Raw genomic sequence first — 18,338 nt, 5'->3', positions numbered from 1 at the left:
TCCCACCCGCCTGATCTCCTCCCCGCCGACCGCCATTCACTGGCGGTCGGCGGCTTTTTCGCCTAGCGTTCAAAATCTCGGCGACTTTCAACGAACGATCTTCCCGCTTCTGAGCTCTTATAGGGCAGTGGCGTCAGATAGTCGTTGCGTTGAAGTGTGCAGGAAGCCCCTGGCAACCGAATCTGTCTACGCTGATAGATGTGCCCGCCTCGAACTGACATATCCCGTCATCGTCGAGGAATCGTGCTTAAGGAGGCTTCGATGAGCATCTTCGATCATGTCCAGAATCGCTACGAACGCGTTCAGCAGGAGGAACTCAGTCTCAAGGAGTACCTGGAGCTCTGCCGTAGCGATCCCACCGCCTACGCCTCGGCCGCCGAGCGCATGCTGGTGGCGATCGGGGAGCCCCAGGTGATCGATACTGCCAAGGATTCCCGGCTATCCCGCATTTTTTCCAACAAGGTGATTCGACGCTACCCGGCGTTCTCCGAGTTCTACGGCATGGAAGAGGCCATCGAGCAGATCGTTGCCTATTTCCGTCATGCCGCCCAGGGCCTGGAGGAGCGCAAGCAGATCCTCTATCTGCTGGGCCCGGTGGGGGGCGGTAAATCGTCCCTGGCCGAACGCCTGAAACTGCTGATGGAGCATGTGCCCTTCTATGCCATCAAGGGCTCACCGGTGTTCGAGTCACCGCTGGGGCTGTTCTCCCCCGAGGAAGATGGCGAGCTGCTCGAGGACGAGTACGGCATTCCCAGGCGCTGTCTGAAGAGCGTGATGTCGCCTTGGGCATCCAAGCGCCTCAAGGAGTACGGCGGCGATATTTCCGAGTTCCGGGTGGTGCGTCTCTTTCCGTCGCGCCTCAATCAGATCGCTATCTCCAAGACCGAACCCGGTGACGAGAACAACCAGGATATCTCCTCGCTGGTCGGCAAGGTCGATATTCGCCAGCTCGAGCTCTATTCACAGGACGATCCGGATGCCTACAGCTTCTCCGGCGGGCTGTGTAAGGCCAACCAGGGGCTGATGGAATTCGTGGAGATGTTCAAGGCGCCGATCAAGGTGCTGCATCCACTGCTGACGGCCACTCAGGAAGGCAATTACAACCCCACCGAGGGCATGGGGGCGATTCCCTTCGATGGCGTGGTGCTGGCGCACTCCAACGAAAGCGAGTGGCAGACCTTTCGCAACAATCGCAACAACGAGGCCTTCCTCGACCGGGTCTACATGGTCAAGGTGCCTTACTGCCTGCGGGTGACCGAAGAGGTCAAGATCTATCAGAAGCTGCTCGAGCACTCGTCGCTGGCCCAGGCGCCTTGCGCGCCTGACACTCTGCGCATGCTGGCCCAGTTCACGGTGCTCTCCCGGCTCAAGGAGCCTGAAAACTCCAGCATCTACTCGAAGATGCGGGTGTATGACGGCAAGAACCTCAAGGATACCGATCCCAAGGCCAAGTCGATTCAGGAGTATCGCGACGGAGCCGGGGTCGATGAGGGCATGAACGGGCTCTCGACCCGCTTTGCCTTCAAGATCCTCTCCAAGGTGTTCAACTTCGACACCCATGAGATCGCCGCCAACCCAGTCCATCTGCTCTATGTGCTGGAACAGCGCCTGGAACAGGAGCAGCTGCCCAAGGAAGTCTTCGAGCGCTATCTGCGCTTCATCAAGGAGTTCCTGGCGCCGCGCTACGTCGATTTCATCGGCAAGGAGATTCAGACCGCCTACCTGGAGTCCTACTCCGAATACGGTCAGAACATCTTCGATCGCTATGTGACCTATGCGGACTTCTGGATTCAGGATCAGGAATACCGCGACCCTGAGACCGGCGAGCTGTTCAACCGCCAGTCGCTCAACGAGGAGCTCGAGAAGATCGAGAAGCCGGCGGGCATCTCCAATCCCAAGGATTTCCGCCATGAGGTGGTCAATTTCGTGCTGCGGGCGCGGGCGCAGAATAACGGCATGAACCCCAGCTGGGGCTCCTACGAGAAGCTTCGGGGCGTGATCGAGAAGAAGATGTTTGCCAACACCGAGGAGCTGCTGCCGGTAATCTCCTTCAATGCCAAGGCGTCCCAGTCGGATCAGAGAAAGCACGAAGACTTCGTCGCGCGGATGGTCGATCGCGGCTACACCGAGAAGCAGGTGCGGCTGTTGTCGGAATGGTACCTGCGCGTTCGCAAGTCCCAGTGACGCTTCATAAGGTCCCAGTGATACCCCAGGCCTCAGTAGCGCGCGACTGAGACCTGGACGGGGTGGCGCCGTGAGGCGCATCGCCGGGCCGGGTGACCGGCCCGGCCAGCGGCGCGATGCGCCGGGAGGGCAGCATGAGTTATTTCATCGATCGACGGGCCAATGCCAAGCACAAGAGTGCGGTCAATCGGCAGCGTTTCCTCGATCGCTATCGCACTCATATCAAACGTTCGGTGGAGGAAGCTGTCAATCGCCGTTCGATCACCGACATGCAGCACGGTGAAAAGGTCTCTATCCCGACGCGGGATATCTCCGAGCCGGTCTTCCAGCACGGTCAGGGCGGGCATCGCTCCATCGTCAGTCCCGGCAACCGCGAATTCGATGAGGGCGATCGGCTGCGTCGCCCCAACGGTGGCGGCGGGGGTGATGGCAGCGGCGAGGGTGGGGCCTCCAACCAGGGCGAGGGCATGGATGAATTCGCCTTCAGCCTGACTCGCGATGAGTTTCTCGATTTCGTCTTCGACGGCCTGGAGCTGCCGCATCTCGAGCGCAAGCAGCTGATGGATCTCGAAGAGGTCAAGCCAGTGCGGTCCGGCATCACCCGCGACGGGGTGCCGTCGCGGATCAATATCGTGCGCTCGATGCGCGAGGCTCAGGCCCGGCGCATCGCCATGCGTGCGCCGATCCGTCGTGCCTTGCGTGAGGCCATGGACGCCCTGGCAGAGGAGGAGCGCAAGGACCCGGTGCTGCGCAACCCCTCACGCATTCAGGAGCTCAAGGCCGAGATCGAACGGCTAGAAAAGCGCCTGGAGGCGGTGCCCTTCATCGATACCTATGACCTTCGCTACAACAACCTGGTCAACCAGCCCACGCCGTCCAACAAGGCGGTGATGTTCTGTGTCATGGACGTCTCGGGCTCAATGACCCAATCCCACAAAGACATCGCCAAACGCTTTTTCTTACTGCTTTATCTGTTCCTCGAGCGTAACTACGAGAAGGTCGAGCTGGTCTTCGTGCGCCACCACACCGCCGCCAAGGAGGTCGACGAGGAAGAGTTTTTCTATTCGAGGGAGACCGGCGGCACCATCGTGTCCAGCGCCCTGACCCTGGTCGACGAGATCATCCGTGACCGCTACCCGCCCACCGAGTGGAACCTCTACGTTGCCCAGGCCTCCGATGGCGACAACTGGGACGACGATTCCACGACCTGCCGTGAAGTTCTGACCAAGTCACTGATGCGACAGCTCGCCTATTTCACCTACGTCGAGATTACGCCCCACGCCCATCAGGCGCTGTGGGAGGAGTACGAGGCCGTCGAACAGGACTTCCCCTCACGCTTCGCCATGCGCCAGATTGTCGAGCCGGGGGATATCTATCCGGTGTTTCGCGAGCTGTTTCGCAAGGTCGAGGCCTGATCGGCTCCAGGAGGCAGCATGAGCATGACCCGTCAGACTCCCATCGCCACCGGTTCGGACTGGAATTTTGAGGTGCTCGCCGAGTTCGAACGTGAGATTGCCAGGCTTGCCGACGAATACCGGCTCGATGCCTACCCCAATCAGATCGAGGTGATCACGTCCGAGCAGATGATGGATGCCTACGCCAGCGTGGGCATGCCGGTGGGCTACCATCACTGGTCCTTCGGCAAGCAGTTCCTGTCCGTCGAGCAGGCCTATCGCCGCGGCCAGATGGGTCTGGCCTACGAGCTGGTCATCAACTCGGATCCCTGCATCGCCTATCTGATGGAGGAGAACACCCTGATGATGCAGGTGTTGGTCATGGCTCACGCCTGCTATGGCCATAACTCCTTCTTCAAGGGCAACTACCTGTTTCGTACCTGGACCGACGCCAGCTCGATCATCGATTATCTGGTGTTCGCACGTAAATACGTCGCCGAGTGTGAGGAGCGTTACGGGGTGGCGGCAGTCGAGCAGTTGCTGGACGCCTGCCACGCGTTGCAGAACTACGGCGTTGATCGCTATAAGCGCCCTTCGCCGATCTCCGCCGAGGAAGAGGCGCTGAGACAGACCGAACGCGAAGAATACCTGCAGGCGCAGGTGAATACGCTTTGGCGGACCATTCCACTGGCCGGTTCTGGCCTGGAAGAGAGCGTGCAGGACGATGGCGATGACCCTCTGGGGTTGCATCAGGCCGGTCGCTACCCGCCTGAACCTCAGGAAAACCTGCTCTATTTCATCGAGAAGAACGCTCCCTTGCTGGCGCCCTGGCAGCGGGAAATCGTCCGTATTGTGCGCAAGCTGGCGCAGTACTTTTACCCGCAGCGTCAAACGCAGGTAATGAACGAGGGCTGGGCTACCTTCTGGCATTACACCCTCATGCACCGGATGTTCGACGAGGGCCTAGTCGATGAAGGGTTGATCCTCGAGTTTCTGCAATCGCACACGGCCGTGGTTCATCAGCAGCCCTTCGATAGCCCCTACTACAATGGCATCAACCCTTATGCCCTAGGGTTTGCGATGTTTACCGACATTCGCCGCATCTGCGAAGCGCCAACCGATGAGGATCGCGAGTGGTTCCCCGACATCGCTGGCAGCGACTGGCTCGATACGCTGCATTTTGCGATGCGTAACTTCAAGGACGAGTCGTTCATCCAGCAGTTCCTGTCACCCAAGGTGATTCGTGACCTCAAGCTGTTCAATGTGATCGACGACGACCAGGACGAGATGCTCACGGTGGCCGCCATCCACGATGAGCGCGGCTATCGGCGGCTGCGCGAGGCGCTATCGGTTCAGTACGCGCTGTCGGTGCGGGAGCCGAATATCCAGATATATGCCGCCGATATTCGCGGCGATCGCTCGCTGACGCTGCGTCATGTCCAGGACCGTCGCCGGCCGCTGGCCAAGAGCGTGTATCCGGTGATGCGTCACCTGCACCAGCTCTGGGGTTTCACGGTGCGGCTCGAATCGATCGAAGAAGATGAGGTGGTGCGTCGCTATCAGTGGCCGCTGCCCAGCGAAGGGGGGCAGGAGTAACCAGCCACCGATATGGGGTGATGCTTGCTCATGGTTTGTACCAAGCGAGGATCGAGACAACCCTTGGTCGAGCAAAGCTAGGATTGATACAAGCCCAGCAACGACAAGACCCGCCAATTGGCGGGTCTTGTCGTAGTGCCTGGGCACAATGGGTTGGCCCTCAGCGCAGTGCTGCCGCCGGGACGGCAGCATCGGGGCCTTAGGCAGCGGTCCAGGACTGGCACCAGCCGCCTGCCGCCACGCTGTTCTGCGGGAACAGCTGGCAGCCCTGGGTATCGGCGTTATAGAACATGCAGTTGGAACACTGTTCGCCATCAGCGTAGGCCGGATGGTCGCTGGCATCGCTTGCCTTGGCGACGTAGTTCAGTGCCTTGGCTTGCGGATTTTCCGGGTCCAGAGGCGGTAGATCCTGAGCCAGGGCCTGGCGTGACAGGATGCCCGCACCCAGCGGCAGGGCGGCAAGGCCCAGCAGGCTGTTACGCATAAAGTCGCGACGACTCTGATTAGCCATGGTATCTCCTTGGGATTGGTCTTTCCGGGTCCTTGGATGCCTTGCCAGGGGCGGGACCCGCTTCACGGTCAAAGGGGCGGCTCGGGCCGCCTCTGGTTTGGGCGAGGCTACCTTGCCTCGCTGGTCCTGCCTCTTGCTTCTTCCTATGCCTTGCTAGCGCTTCGTTTGGCTAGCGCTGCACCTAGCTACTATTGCACCTCACTGCCGCGCCGTCTCGCTACCATTTCGATCAACAGCGCCTCACGGCGCGCTATCCTCTCAATTCAGTGCATGTCGTCCAGTGCATGTCGTCCAGTGCATGTCGTCCAGTGCATGTTGTGACATGCAGGTAGTTATATACAGGTAGTTATGTAAGGGAGCTAAGTACGGCTAGTTCGATAGGGGTAGTTTAGTGCATGACACTGGGAGCAGGGAATCCTCGGCGTGCTGTATCGGCCCATAGCCGCCCCAGCGCCGCCTGTGCGCATCAGGTGACGCTGGTATACTCCGCCGGTCGGCCCGATGTGGGCCAGGCGGCGGCCGGGAAGCGTCCTGGTTTGGCGTCGGGAATGCTGAAACTACAGCCGGGGGCGTGAATGGGGATGTTGTTGTCGATGGGGCGTGCCGGGCTGCGTCGCCTGATGATCATGGGGCTGTTCGCGGCAGTGGCCACCGGGCTCTGGTATAGCCAGGAGGCCGAATATCGCGACAGCCTGAGCTGGATGGGCATCACGACTTGGGAGACCCCCACTCCGCTGAGCCTGCATCGCGTACTGCGCAACGATGGATATCTGGTGGGCTGGTCCGATCTGAGGGTCAATCCGCTGTGGGTCAGCTACTGGCTGAACGATGTGGGGACATCGCGGATCGGCGATCGCCCCGGTTTTCAGCGTGACTGGCGCACCCTCTGGCCGGTGAGTACCGATAGCTATAGCGGCAGCGGCTATGATCGTGGTCACCTGGCGCCCAATTATGCCATCGCCGCCGTCTATGGTCGCGAGGCCCAGCGCCAGACCTTTCTGATGAGCAATATGTCGCCCCAGCGGCCCAGCCTCAATCGCCAGCTTTGGCAGCGATTGGAGGAGGCGGTCATGGATTATTTCGTGCCGCGGTTCGGCACCCTTCAGGTGATTACCGGGCCCATCTACCCCCAAGACTTTCTCGATGGGGCCTTTCGTCGGGTGGGCTTCACGCAGGTGCCCGAGGCGTTCTACAAGATCCTGGTCGTGCCCTCCGAGACGCCTCGCGTGCTGGCCTTCATCATGCCCCAGGATGTCAGTGGCAGCGAGCCGCTGGACCGGTTCCTGGTTAGCGTCGACGAGATAGAGGCCCGCACTGGCCTGGACTTCTTCCCGAACCTGCCCTCGGCAGCGGCGGCGCGTCTCGAGGGCAACGTTAACGACCGTGGTTGGGCTCTGCAGGCAGTATCACGGCGTCCCGGACGCTTTCAGTAACCCTGGTTCCCGGCATGTGCCAAAGTGGGTGGCTCAAGGCGAGACGGTTTAGGTGGCAGTCGCGTGCATCACGGCGCAGGCGTGCGAGACGTAGCGTACAGAGTAGGCCTAACGGATAGGGGGCGAGCACAAGAGCTGGGGCAGCAAAGGGAAGGGTTCACCGAATACCGGACAAGGATTACCGGACAACGTGTGCGGGGCAAAGAATACCGGACAACGTGTGCAGAGTAGGATAGGTGGAAACAAAGTTAAGCAAAAACAACGTATGGGGAAACAAGATATGGGGGAGAGGAGCTTGTTGGGAGAACAGGCAAGATAAAGCGGGAAAAGCGATGGTGCCCAGAAGAGGACTTGAACCTCCACGTCCATAAGGACACTAGCACCTGAAGCTAGCGCGTCTACCAATTCCGCCATCTGGGCAGCGGGGTCGCCGGGACCGGCGTATCGGGAAGGTGTTGCTACATGATGCGAATTGGTGCCCGGGAGAGGACTTGAACCTCCACGTCCATAAGGACACTAGCACCTGAAGCTAGCGCGTCTACCAATTCCGCCACCCGGGCGCATCATGCTGGCCGGTGTTCGCGTGCTGGTGTATCGAGATCATCTTGTAAAAGTGATCAGGATGGTGCCCAGGAGAGGACTTGAACCTCCACGTCCATACGGACACTAGCACCTGAAGCTAGCGCGTCTACCAATTCCGCCACCTGGGCGAACACAAGCCAAGTTGTGCCGTTGAGTGATCAACGGGTCCTGCTGGTACTTCTAACAGCCATTACTGCCGGTGGGATTTTCATCCCGTGATGATCGGGCCGAAGCATTGAGATCATCGATGGTGCCCGGGAGAGGACTTGAACCTCCACGTCCATACGGACACTAGCACCTGAAGCTAGCGCGTCTACCAATTCCGCCACCCGGGCAAGTGGGCGGTATAATACCGATTCCATGTGACAATGCAAGACGTGGGCCGGGGCGCCAGAAAGATTTTTCTGCGCGCGGGCCAACCAGGATCTGACCGCCGAATGCTTGAGACGTAGTCACGGTTATGGTTGGGTCGGGCTCTTTGCGACGCTATACTGGCGCGATGTTAATGAACACACGAATTCTTGCCTCACGTCCGTGGTGCATCGTTTTTCCCTTATTAAGGACGCCTTGCGTATGACTCAGTGGACGCTCAGCGACGATCCCCACGCGGAACGTGAAGCCCACAAGTACGATAATCCGGTACCCAGCCGCGAATACCTCCTGCGCCGCCTCGAAGAGGCCGGCAAGCCGATGACTCATGAGAACATGAGCCGGCTGCTGGGCCTCGAGGACGACGATCAGCTAGAAGCCGTGCGCCGTCGCCTGGCGGCGATGGAGCGCGACGGCCAGGTGCTGCGCAACCGCCGCGGCGCCTACGCGCTGATCGACAAGCTCGATCTGATCAAGGGCAAGGTGCTCGGGCACCGCGACGGCTTCGGCTTCATCCTCCGCGACGACGGCAAAAAGCCTGACCTGGTATTGCCGCCACGCCAGATGCGCCGTGTCTTCCACGGCGATCATGTGCTGGTGCGTGTAAGCGGCCGCGATCGCCGTGGCCGTGATGAGGCAACCATCGCCGAAGTCATCGCTCGCAACACCCAGACCGTGGTGGGCATCTATCGTCAGAACAACGACGAGTTCGCGGTGCTGATTCCCGAGAACAGCCGCATCTCTCAGGAAGTGCTGATTCCCCATAGCGCCAGCGGTGGCGCTCAGGACGGACAGGTCGTATCGGCGCGGATCGTCCAGCAGCCCGAGACCCGCAAGCAGCCAGTGGGTGAGGTCACCGAGGTGCTCGGCGAGCGCATGGACCCGGGGATGGAAATCGGCATCGCCATCCGCAGCTACAATATCCCGGACGAATTCCCGCCGGCGGTGGACGAGCAGATCGGCTCGATGTCCGCCGAGGTCGCCGAGGACGACAAGGCGCATCGCATCGATCTGCGTCACCTGCCGCTGGTGACCATCGATGATGAAAGCGCCAAAGACTTCGACGACGCTATCTGCGCCTACCAGACCAAGTCCGGCAGTTGGAAGCTGATCGTCGCCATCGCCGACGTCTCGCACTATGTGCGGCCCGGCAGTGCGCTGGATGAAGAGGCACTGGTGCGCGGCAACTCGGTGTACTTCCCGGGCCAGGTCGTGCCGATGCTGCCCGAGCTGCTCTCCAACGGCCTGTGCTCGCTGAACCCGGCGGTCGACCGGTTGGCCCTGGTCTGCGAGATGAATATCTCCAAAACCGGCGCTATCAGCCGCTACCGCTTCTATGAGGCGGTCTTCCAGTCTCATGCGCGACTGACCTACAACAAGGTCGGCAAGATCCTGCAGGAGCCGGAGAGCCCCGAAGGCCAGGCACTGCGTGATGAGTACGCCTCCCTGGTACCGTCGATCAAGCAGCTGCACGAGCTCTATCAGCTGCTGCGCACCGCGCGCAGCGAGCGCGGGGCCATCGACTTCGAGACCACCGAGACGGCGATCCTCTTCAACGAAGAGCGCAAGATCGACTCCATCGTCCCGCGCTCGCGCAACGACGCCCACAAGATCGTCGAAGAGTGCATGCTGGCAGCCAACGTCGCCACCGCGCGCTTCCTCGACAAGCATGATCTCCCGGCGTTGTATCGCATTCACCAGCCGCCGACGCCTGAGCGTCTGGATCGCCTGCGCCTGTTCCTCAACGAGCTGGGTCTTTCCCTGGGGGGCGGCGACGAGCCGACGCCGCAGGACTATCAGGCGCTGCGCGAGGTCATCAAGGATCGCCCGGATGCCGATATCATCCAGACGGTGATGCTGCGTTCGATGAACCAGGCGGTATATTCGCCCCAGAACGAAGGGCACTTCGGCCTGGCTTATCCGGCCTATGCTCACTTCACCTCGCCGATCCGCCGCTATCCGGATCTGCTGGTGCACCGCGCCATTCGCTCGGTGATCCGTGGGCCGCGCCAGACCTCGACCGTGCTGCGCGCCGACGGCGCCTCGGTGGAGCCGCCCAGCCGCTGGGCACCGTACTCCTTCGAGCAGATGGTGCACTTCGGCGAGCACTGCTCGATGACCGAGCGGCGCGCCGACGATGCCACCCGCGACGTGGAAGACTGGCTCAAGTGCGAGTTCATGTCCGACAAGGTCGGCGATGTCTTCGAAGGCACCATCGCCTCGGTTACCCAGTTCGGTATCTTCGTGCGCCTCGATGATGTCTATGTCGAAGGGCTGGTGCACGTCACCTCGCTGCCCTCCGACTACTACCACTACGAGGCCGAGAAGCATCGCCTCAAGGGCGAGCGTTCCGGCGTCAGCTATCGGCTGGGCGACGGTGTCACCGTGCAGGTCGCAAGGGTCGATCTCGACGACCGCAAGATCGACTTCGATCTGGTCGACGACAAGCCGCGTCAAAAGCGTGCGCCGCGCCGCAAGCCGGGCACCGAGCAGGCGGGCAGCGACAAGCCGCAAGGTGATAAGCCCAAGGGCGACAAGCCCAAGTCAGGCCGTCGCCGCGGGCCGCGCAAGCCGCGGGGCGGCGGCGCCAAGCGCTGAGCAAAGGCGTAAGGCCAGGTGCTTAAAACAAGGCCAGGTGCTTATCGCTGAGCATCATGGCCAGGCGCCGGCATGCTACGAACTATCAGGAAAAGCCGATCATGAAACGACGTCCCGGCCAGCGTGGGCCCAAGGCCCCCGCTGGCCTCGATGCGGTATATGGCGTGCACGCGGTGCGCGCCCTGCTGGCGAGGGGCGAGGCCCCGCGCGAACTCTGGGTGCAGGACGGCAATGCAGGGGCTCGCCTGGCCGAGCTGCTCGACGAAGCTCGTCGTCTCGGTACCCGCGTCCAGCTCCAGCCCCGCGACACCCTCGATGCGCTGGCCCAGGGCGCGGCGCATCAGGGCATCGTGGCCTTCTGTCCGCCGCTATCGGTCGAGGGCGAAGAGTCTCTGTGGCTCCGGCTCAAGGGCTGGACCAAGGACACGCCGCCGCTGTTGCTGATCCTCGATGGTGTCACCGACGTGCACAACTTCGGTGCCTGCCTGCGCAGCGCCGATGCGGCCGGCGTGGATGGCGTCATCGTGCCCAAGGATAAGGCCGCGCCGCTCAACGCCACCGTGCGCAAGGTCGCCTGCGGGGCTGCCGAGAGCGTGCCGGTCTATCAGGTCACCAACCTGGCGCGGGCCATGGGCAAGCTGAAAGATCACGGCGTATGGATCACCGGCACCGCCGGCGAAGCCGACGCCAGCGTCTTCGACGGCGATTTCAGCGGGCCCTGCGCGCTGGTGATGGGCGCCGAAGGCAAGGGCATGCGGCGGCTGACGCGCGAAGCCTGCGATAACCTGGTCAAGTTGCCGATGGTGGGCAGCGTGTCGAGCCTCAACGTCTCGGTGGCCACCGGTATCTGCCTGTTCGAGGCTCTGCGGCAGCGCCAGCTTGCAAGCTAGCCAGACGGTCACTACAATTGTCCGGCTTGGTCGGACTGCGGCCAGACAACACACCCGTTAAATCACTCCTTGCTTCCCCTGGTGCTGCGAAGGCTGACCTTCGACATAGCCCTATGGAAGCTGTCAAACCGAAAGGAGACACTATGCGTCATTATGAAATCGTGTTCATGGTCCACCCGGACCAGAGCGAACAGGTTCCGGCGATGGTCGAACGTTACACCAGCCTCGTCACCGAGAGCGGCGGCAGCGTTCATCGTCTGGAAGATTGGGGCCGTCGTCACCTGGCGTATCCGATCAACAAGATCCACAAGGCTCACTACGTGCTGATGAACGTCGAGTGCAGCGGCGAGACCCTCGAAGAAATCGAGAATATCTTCCGCTTCAACGATGCGATCATCCGTAGCCTGGTCGTGCGTTGCAAGGAAGCCATCACCGAAGCTTCACCGATGATGAAGCCGGCGGAAGAAAAGCGTCCGCGTCGCGAAGACAAGCCGCGCGAACGTACCGAAACCGCTGAAGCTAACTGATACGCACCGCCAGGAGGATTTTACATGGCACGCTTTTTCCGTCGCCGTAAGTTTTGCCGTTTTACCGCCGAAGGCGTGAAGCAGATCGACTATAAAGATCTGGACACTCTCAAGGCCTACGTCACCGAGACCGGCAAGATCGTTCCGAGCCGCATCACCGGTACCAAGGCACGCTACCAGCGTCAGCTGTCCAGCGCTATCAAGCGCGCGCGCTACCTGGCTCTGCTGCCGTACTCCGATAGCCACCAGTAAGCCGTTCGCGTGATGCTGTCGATTGCCCGCTGGATGATGCGGGGGCTGCCCTACGCTGCCGGAGGGGCCGCGCTTGCAGGGCTGGTGCCTTGGTTGTTCTGGATGAGTGCCGCCATCGCTGGCTTGGTCACTCTGCGCCAGGGCATGGCATCGGCGTTGCCGGTGATCCTGGCTGCCGGCCTGCCTGCAGGATGGTGGTGGGTTCAGGGAGATGTGATCCCGCTGGCGACCCTGCTGCTGGTGACTCTGATGGGCGTGGTGCTCAGAGAGCGCCTGCGCTGGTCCGAGGCGCTGATCAGCGGCTCGCTAGCCGGAGCCGCCATGGTCCAGCTGGGGGTCTTTCTGCCACCGGGTGGCAGCCAGGCACTGATCGATCAGCTCAGTCAGAGCTCGCCGGAGGCCCAGCGAATGCTGGAGGAGTTGACCCGTCAGGGCATCTCCACCGAGGCACTCGCGACCCTGATCGTCGGTGGTGTCAGCGGCATCATCGTGCTGCTGCTCGCCGTGGCCTGCCTGGCCATGGCGCGCGGCTGGCAATCCGGGCTCTATAACCCCGGCGGCTTCCGCGAGGAGTTTCACTCCTTGCGGCTGGCGCCGCGGGAGCTGGTGACCCTGGTGGTGCTGGGGATTCTCGGCTCGCTGCTGGCGTTGCCGGGGCTGGCGATTCTTGCCTGGGTACCCCTGCTGATCGCGGGCATCGCGCTGATTCACGGAATTATTGGTCTCAAGGGGATGAAGGGGCTCTGGTTGGTGATCTTTTACGTACTGCTGATCACTACTTGGCCCACGATTCTGATTGTGCTGCTGTTGGCTCTGATCGATACGTTTGCGGACTTCCGCACGCGTCTGGCCCGCAGCGTCTGACAAGAGGTTCACGAGATGGAAGTCATTCTGCTCGACAACATTGGCAAGCTGGGCGGCCTGGGTGACAAGGTCACCGTCAAGCCCGGTTACGGCCGTAACTACCTGATGCCTTACGGCTTGGCCGTTCCGGCAACCAAAGAAAACCTGGAAGCCTTCCAAGCCCAGCGTGCCGAGCTTGAAGCTCAGGCCGCCGAGCGCAAGGCCGAAGCCGAAGCCCGCGCTGCACAGCTGGCCGAAATCGAGCTCTCGCTGGTCGCCAAGTCTGGCGAAGACGGCAAGCTGTTCGGTTCCATCGGTCCGCGCGACCTGGCCGAAGCCATCGCCCAGGCCGGCATCGACCTCGCCAAGAGCGAAGTCCGCATGCCGGAAGGTCCGCTTCGCCGGACTGGCGAATACGATATCGACCTGCAGCTGCATGCCGAAGTGGCATCCAGCGTGCGCGTGGTAATCGTCGCCGAGTAAGTCGTCGCCGAGCGAGTCACGCTGCATCTTCGATGCGCATGACGTGACGCACGACATGAAGAGACACACGGGGATTTCCCTGTGTGTCTTTTTTTGTGCGCGCTTTTCGTCCTTCGACCTTCCCGATATGGGCAGTCCGCCGCCTGATGGAACTGCCACTGCGGATGACGGTTCGACTGATAGCGCTCCCCCATCTTGTTTAGACATTGGTCGGAACAGGGTCGATTTCCTTTTGCGGGGGCGGGCTTAAACGATTAAGTTTTGCTTTGAACGATGACTCCTGTTTTGTGGAAGGGGTCGTTCAGGGGCTATTCGATGACATCGGCGATATCCATTCTCGCCGGTCATCTTAATCGATAAAGACTGCTAGCCCCGGTGTTACACACAACAAGCATAAAAGGACTCGCCCCCATGAATGCAGCCATGCTGAGAACCCCGCTCGTCGCCGCTATAGCCGTTGCCAGCTTCACCCTGAGCGGCCTGGCCAGCGCCCAGCAAAGCGATATCGAACAGCGCCTGGCCGATCTCGAAGCCCGTGTCGCCGCCGCCGAGGCACGCGCCGATGCCGCCGAAGCCCGCGCCGCTTCGGTCGAGGAGACCGTTGATGCCGGCCAGGAGCGTCTGGATGAGGTCGCCCGCCAAGCCAGCGGTGAAGAAGGCTTCTCCTTCAACGCCTATGCCCGCTCCGGCTTGTTGGTCGGTGACGATGGCAAGAGTATTCCGGGTGGCCCAACCGTGACGCCTGCGGGCAGTGTGGGAGGCTATGTGGGCCGACTGGGTAATGAACCGGATACCTACGTCGAGTCGGTTCTGAACTACCGCAAGACCTACGACAACGGTGCCAAGGCTCTTTACCGCACCATGATCGCCGATGGAGTGACCACCAGTAACGACTGGACCGCCGATGAATCCAGTCTCAATGTGCGCCAGGTCTATGCCGAGTTCAGCGATTTGCCGAGCTTTACCGGCGCTTTCGCCAATGCTTCGATCTGGGCGGGCAAGCGCTTTGATCGCGATAACTTCGACATCCACTGGATCGATTCCGATGTCATCTTCCTGTCGGGGACCGGCGGCGGTATCTACGACGTACAGCTTGGCGATAGCTGGAAGGCCAACTTCTCACTCTATGGCCGCAGTTTCAGCGAGTATCCCGTCGACAGCACATCGCCCAACCTGACCGGCAACACCGATAACCTGATCTTCACCGCCAATAATTACTTCGGCAAGGTGCAGTGGATGATCAACGCCATGTCGGCGTCCGACAACGACAAACGCGATCTGGGCAATGGTTCCCAGGCGGCAGACAGCGGTATCCACACCATGCTGGCCTACCATGGCGACAGCTTCTTCGGAATCAATGAGGGCAGCTTCAAGGCCGCGCTGCTGTATGGTCAGGGCCTGGGGGCCGAAGTGAAGTCGCTGGGGACCAACGGTGACCTCACCGAGGATGCCTCGGCGGCGCGTCTGGCCGTCTATGGCACCACCTACCTGGCACCTCGTTGGCGGATCGCGCCTTCCGTGTTCGCGGAAACCAGTGAAGATCGCTTCGATGCGGGAGATAAATACCAGTGGTCAGGGGTGAACGTGCGTCTGGCCAATGAGCTGACCGAGAACTTCGAGATGCAGTACGAGGCCAGCTATCAGTACATGGACTTGCAGCCCGAAGACTACAAGTCTCGCAATGCGGTCAGCGGCAACTGGAGCAAGTTCACCATCGCTCCGACCTTCAAGCCTCAGGTGGGCGGCTTCTGGCAGCGTCCCGAGATCCGCGTGTTTGCTTCTTACACTGACTGGGACGACGAGCTCAACGATTACATCCTGAACACGGCGACCGACAGCGCCGGTGACGATATTTCCGATGATTTCGGCAAAGACGGCTTCACCGGCGGTCAGTGGAGCTTTGGCGTGCAAACAGAAGTCTGGTTCTAATGTAAAACTCAACCATACTGCATGTAACGACAGGGCGGGCGTGTCGCGACGCCCGCCCTCGTCGCCAGCTCGGTGTATCGATCCTTCCCGCGTGCCTCAGGGCCAGCGGGTTTTTTCGTTGCCAGGAAGCCCGGTCAGGAATGGGGTGTGTCGCAGGGATGGGGTAGAATGAGCGCCGCTTACCGAATCACCGAAGGTGCCCGACTCCATGAACGAACCCGTCGAGCTCGATCAGGAAACTGCTGCGCTCAAGGTGCCGCCCCATTCGCTGGAGGCCGAGCAGTCCGTCCTGGGCGGTCTGATGCTGGACAACTCGGCCTGGGATGCGGTCTCCGAGCAGCTGGTGGCCGGCGACTTCTACCGCTACGAGCACCGACTGATCTTCAATGCCATGGCAGGCCTGGCCGAGGGCTCGCACCCGTTGGATGTGGTGACGCTGTCAGAGGCGCTGGAGAACCGCGATCAGCTGGATACCGTCGGCGGGCTCGCCTATCTGGCCGAGCTTGCCCGTAACACCCCGTCGGCGAGCAATATCCGCGCCTATGCCGAGATCGTTCGCGAGCGGGCCACGCTTCGCAAGCTGATTCAAGCGGCCAGCCAGGTCGCCGAGAGTGCCTTTGCGCCTCAGGGGCGACCGGCCGATGAGTTGGTCAACGAGGCCGAGCGGCTGGTCTTCCAGATCAGCGAGGATCGCCCCAAGACCGGCGGCCCCATCGGCATGAGCGACCTGCTCGCCAAGGCGGTGGATCGCATCGATGAAATGTTCAACATGGAAGGCGAGATGACCGGGCTGTCGACCGGTTTTCGCGATCTCGACGACATGACCTCGGGTCTGCAGCCCTCGGACCTGGTGATCATTGCCGGGCGTCCCTCGATGGGCAAGACCACCTTCGCCATGAACCTGGTCGAACATGCCGTGATCTCAAGCGACAAGCCGGTGATGGTGTTCTCCATGGAGATGCCCGCCGAGGCGCTGATGCTGCGTATGCTGTCGTCGCTTGGTCGCATCGACCAGACCCGGGTGCGTACCGGTCAGCTCGAGGACGAGGACTGGCCGCGTCTGACATCGGCGGTCAATCTGCTGAAAGACAAGCAGCTATTTATCGACGATACCGCCGCGCTGTCGCCCAACGAGATGCGCTCGCGCATCCGCCGGGTGGTGCGCGAGCACGGCAATATCGGCCTGGTGATGATCGATTACCTTCAGTTGATGCAGATTCCCGGTTTTTCCGAGAACCGCACCGGCGAGATTTCCGAGATTTCGCGCTCCCTGAAGGGGCTCGCCAAAGAATTCGGCTGCCCGGTGGTGTCGCTATCTCAGCTCAACCGCTCCCTGGAGCAGCGTCCCAACAAGCGCCCGGTGATGTCGGATCTGCGCGAGTCCGGGGCCATCGAGCAGGACGCCGACGTCATCGCCTTCGTCTATCGCGATGAGGTCTACAACCCGGACAACCCCGATAACCAGGGACTGGCCGAGTTGATCATTGGCAAGCAGCGTAACGGTCCCATCGGCACGGTGCACATGGCCTTCATCGGCAAGTACACCCGCTTTGAGGATCTGGCGCCCGACAGCTACGGTCAGCACTTCGGCGAATAGTCGCACCTGCCACGGCGCGGGGATCATGGTTGAGACTGCAATGGGCCGCCGTATAATGCCCGGCTTGGTCCCATGAACCAGTTTAATGAACCAGTCAGATGAATCAGTCAGATGAATCAGTCAGTGGAACGAGGATAGCTTATGGCAGGCGGATTTCGACGCGGCAACCGCAAGCGGACCCCAAAACTCGAGGGACGCGGCGAACTTCAGGAAGTCGAGCGCGAAGGGCCCTTCAAGGAATGGCTCGGCATGCCCGATCTGTATCGCTACCGACTAGTGGTCGATGGCGAGACCTTCAGCTATCAGACTGAGGATTCCGAGATCCCGGTCGCGGTCGGCGACAAGGTGGTGTTCCGCTACAAGGAAACCAAGGCCGGCAACTGGGTCGACCGCAACTCCCTTGGCAAGGCCATCGATCCCGCCGACTATCAGTGATGGCGGATTATCACTGATGGCGTCAGTGCTGGCTGACGTGGTGGCGGAAGTGCTGTTTGAGTGGAACATGGCGTAGCGGCCAGGGTCACAACGGTGAGGGCGACATGTCATATTGCCGTCATGGGGCACAGCCAAACTGTGCCCCAGGTATATCTGGAGCCAGCCTATCGGGTCCCGTTATATTCAGAGCCGCCACTACCGGGCCTCATGGCAGGCTGTCATCGAGTCCGGCCACCAGCCTGCGATCCAGGAGGACAGCATGGAACTTAAAGACTTCAAGGCTTTCGCCAAGCGACACGACAACTTCGAAATTCGCGTCATCAGCCACGCCGGCAGCCGCTTCTATCAAGTGGAACTGGAAGATATCGAGGGCGCGCGTCATCTGCTGACCCAGCGCGGCAAGCCGATGCTCTTTCGCGCCCTCGATGATATCTATCTGGAACTCAAGCGGGTCGGCGTCCACCGGGCCTATCTGGTGCAGTATGTGGCCCACGACGAGGTGATCGGCCGTGACGCCCACTACCACGATGCGCTCAGCTCGCGTATGCCGCTGGTCTTCTAGGCGCCATGGTTGGGCACCGCATCATCGGTGTGGATCATGCCCTTTGCCGAGCTTCCGCTTCATACTGTGCGCCTCACACCGCGCGCTTCAGACCACGACTCAATCAGCACTTCCGGCATATCGCCGGCTTCATTGACTTGCCACTATTACGAC

15 protein-coding genes and 4 tRNA genes are annotated in these 18,338 nt (G+C 61.1%); 14 read left to right on the top strand and 5 right to left on the bottom strand.

Annotation, left to right across the window (positions count from 1 at the left end):
* The first annotated feature begins 261 nt into the window (after window positions 1-261).
* The 3 genes from BCL93_RS03445 (at window position 262) to BCL93_RS03435 (ending at window position 5,174) form a co-directional block, all read left to right on the top strand.
* Window positions 262-2,184 carry a PrkA family serine protein kinase gene (locus BCL93_RS03445; protein ID WP_112053726.1) on the top strand — a complete coding sequence of 641 codons (1,923 nt, stop codon included), beginning with the start codon at window positions 262-264 and terminating at the stop codon, window positions 2,182-2,184.
* Between the two features lie 134 nt (window positions 2,185-2,318).
* Entirely contained in the window at window positions 2,319-3,599 is a 1,281-nt protein-coding gene (locus tag BCL93_RS03440) for a YeaH/YhbH family protein (RefSeq protein ID WP_112053725.1), read from the top strand.
* An 18-nt stretch (window positions 3,600-3,617) separates the two neighbouring features.
* On the top strand, window positions 3,618-5,174 hold the full coding sequence (locus BCL93_RS03435; RefSeq protein WP_181463022.1) for a SpoVR family protein: 1,557 nt from the start codon (window positions 3,618-3,620) through the stop codon (window positions 5,172-5,174).
* A 199-nt stretch (window positions 5,175-5,373) separates the two neighbouring features.
* Here BCL93_RS03435 and BCL93_RS03430 read toward each other — a convergent pair whose 3' ends face one another.
* Complete coding sequence (locus BCL93_RS03430) at window positions 5,374-5,685, bottom strand: high-potential iron-sulfur protein (RefSeq protein WP_112053724.1); 312 nt, start codon at window positions 5,683-5,685, stop codon at window positions 5,374-5,376.
* A gap of 575 nt (window positions 5,686-6,260) precedes the next feature.
* Here BCL93_RS03430 and BCL93_RS03425 point away from each other — a divergent pair.
* Window positions 6,261-7,118, top strand: a complete 858-nt coding sequence (locus tag BCL93_RS03425) for a DNA/RNA non-specific endonuclease (RefSeq protein ID WP_181463021.1) — start codon at window positions 6,261-6,263, stop codon at window positions 7,116-7,118.
* Window positions 7,119-7,451: 333 nt separating this feature from the next.
* Here the strand turns inward: BCL93_RS03425 and BCL93_RS03420 are convergent.
* The 4 genes from BCL93_RS03420 to BCL93_RS03405 all read right to left on the bottom strand — a co-directional run bounded on the left by BCL93_RS03420 (window position 7,452) and on the right by BCL93_RS03405 (window position 8,035).
* Window positions 7,452-7,538: transfer RNA gene (locus tag BCL93_RS03420), tRNA-Leu, on the bottom strand.
* A gap of 53 nt (window positions 7,539-7,591) precedes the next feature.
* Window positions 7,592-7,678: transfer RNA gene (locus tag BCL93_RS03415), tRNA-Leu, on the bottom strand.
* Between the two features lie 63 nt (window positions 7,679-7,741).
* Window positions 7,742-7,828: transfer RNA gene (locus BCL93_RS03410), tRNA-Leu, on the bottom strand.
* Between the two features lie 120 nt (window positions 7,829-7,948).
* A tRNA-Leu gene (locus tag BCL93_RS03405) sits at window positions 7,949-8,035 on the bottom strand.
* 238 nt (window positions 8,036-8,273) lie between these two features.
* Between BCL93_RS03405 and rnr the strand changes: the two genes are divergently transcribed.
* The 10 genes from rnr to BCL93_RS03355 all read left to right on the top strand — a co-directional run bounded on the left by rnr (window position 8,274) and on the right by BCL93_RS03355 (window position 18,185).
* Entirely contained in the window at window positions 8,274-10,667 is a 2,394-nt protein-coding gene (gene rnr / locus BCL93_RS03400) for a ribonuclease R (RefSeq protein ID WP_112053723.1), read from the top strand.
* A gap of 101 nt (window positions 10,668-10,768) precedes the next feature.
* Window positions 10,769-11,557 carry a 23S rRNA (guanosine(2251)-2'-O)-methyltransferase RlmB gene (gene rlmB, locus BCL93_RS03395; protein WP_112053722.1) on the top strand — a complete coding sequence of 263 codons (789 nt, stop codon included), beginning with the start codon at window positions 10,769-10,771 and terminating at the stop codon, window positions 11,555-11,557.
* Window positions 11,558-11,700: 143 nt separating this feature from the next.
* Window positions 11,701-12,084 (top strand): 30S ribosomal protein S6, encoded by a 384-nt coding sequence (gene rpsF / locus BCL93_RS03390; protein WP_092523329.1) that lies wholly within the window; start codon window positions 11,701-11,703, stop codon window positions 12,082-12,084.
* A 24-nt stretch (window positions 12,085-12,108) separates the two neighbouring features.
* Window positions 12,109-12,336: a 30S ribosomal protein S18 gene (gene rpsR, locus BCL93_RS03385; protein WP_092523331.1), complete on the top strand. Its 228-nt coding sequence runs from the start codon at window positions 12,109-12,111 to the stop codon at window positions 12,334-12,336.
* A gap of 12 nt (window positions 12,337-12,348) precedes the next feature.
* Window positions 12,349-13,200 (top strand): hypothetical protein, encoded by an 852-nt coding sequence (locus tag BCL93_RS03380; protein ID WP_112053721.1) that lies wholly within the window; start codon window positions 12,349-12,351, stop codon window positions 13,198-13,200.
* A gap of 15 nt (window positions 13,201-13,215) precedes the next feature.
* Entirely contained in the window at window positions 13,216-13,662 is a 447-nt protein-coding gene (gene rplI, locus BCL93_RS03375; protein ID WP_112053720.1) for a 50S ribosomal protein L9, read from the top strand.
* 411 nt (window positions 13,663-14,073) lie between these two features.
* Window positions 14,074-15,591 carry a carbohydrate porin gene (locus BCL93_RS03370; protein ID WP_112053719.1) on the top strand — a complete coding sequence of 506 codons (1,518 nt, stop codon included), beginning with the start codon at window positions 14,074-14,076 and terminating at the stop codon, window positions 15,589-15,591.
* 208 nt (window positions 15,592-15,799) lie between these two features.
* Window positions 15,800-17,188: a replicative DNA helicase gene (gene dnaB / locus BCL93_RS03365; RefSeq protein WP_112053718.1), complete on the top strand. Its 1,389-nt coding sequence runs from the start codon at window positions 15,800-15,802 to the stop codon at window positions 17,186-17,188.
* A 141-nt stretch (window positions 17,189-17,329) separates the two neighbouring features.
* On the top strand, window positions 17,330-17,623 hold the full coding sequence (locus BCL93_RS03360) for a hypothetical protein (protein ID WP_112053717.1): 294 nt from the start codon (window positions 17,330-17,332) through the stop codon (window positions 17,621-17,623).
* A gap of 259 nt (window positions 17,624-17,882) precedes the next feature.
* A complete protein-coding gene (locus tag BCL93_RS03355) occupies window positions 17,883-18,185 on the top strand; it encodes a DUF6482 family protein (RefSeq protein WP_112053716.1) in 303 nt (100 codons plus the stop codon).
* The last annotated feature ends 153 nt before the right edge of the window (window positions 18,186-18,338 follow it).

It is taken from the genome of Onishia taeanensis (assembly GCF_003268885.1).
GTDB lineage: Bacteria > Pseudomonadota > Gammaproteobacteria > Pseudomonadales > Halomonadaceae > Onishia > Onishia taeanensis_A.
Note: the sequence above shows the minus strand (reverse complement) of the source record. Positions and strands in the feature narration are given on the sequence as shown.